Raw genomic sequence first — 568 nt, forward strand, 5'->3', positions numbered from 1 at the left:
GAGTCGGGGGATGGGTGTGTTCCTGGAGACCGGGCGGCTCGAGTTGCGGGCGTTCACGGAGGTGGACGCCGCCGACGTGCTGGCGTTGGACGGCGATCCGGAGGTGATGCGCTTCGTCAACGGTGGGCGGCCGACCACCGAGCGCGTGGTGCGGGAGGAGACGCTTCCCCGGTTGATGCGCCGGTACGCGTGCTGGGGGCTGCCCGGGTACTGGGCGGCGCGGGAGCCGATGGGCGGGGGCTTCCTGGGCTGGTTCGAGTTCCGGCCTGTGGACGAGCGGGAGTCCGCCGTCGTGGAGCTCGGCTACCGGTTGAACCGTGCGGCGTGGGGGAGGGGGTACGCGACCGAGGGCGCGCGTGCGCTGATCGACAGGGGGTTCGAGGAGCTGGGTGTGGAGCGGGTGACGGCGAACACGATGGCCGTCAACGTCCGTTCGCGTCGGGTGATGGTGAAGGCGGGGCTGCGGTTCGTGCGGCGGTTCACCGAGGAGTGGCCTGAGCTGATCGAGGGGGGCGAGCACGGTGAGGTGGAGTACGGGCTGAGTCGGGCGGAGTGGACGCGGGGGCGT

1 protein-coding gene is annotated in these 568 nt (G+C 71.7%); it reads left to right on the forward strand.

What is annotated here, in order from left to right; genetic code table 11:
- Nucleotides 1-10: 10 nt before the first annotated feature.
- Nucleotides 11-568: GNAT family N-acetyltransferase (locus tag FNX44_RS27500; protein WP_153507816.1), on the forward strand; the 558-nt coding region annotated here is incomplete at its 3' end.

The sequence above is a fragment of the Streptomyces alkaliterrae genome (genome assembly GCF_007097205.2).
Lineage (GTDB): Bacteria > Actinomycetota > Actinomycetes > Streptomycetales > Streptomycetaceae > Streptomyces > Streptomyces alkaliterrae.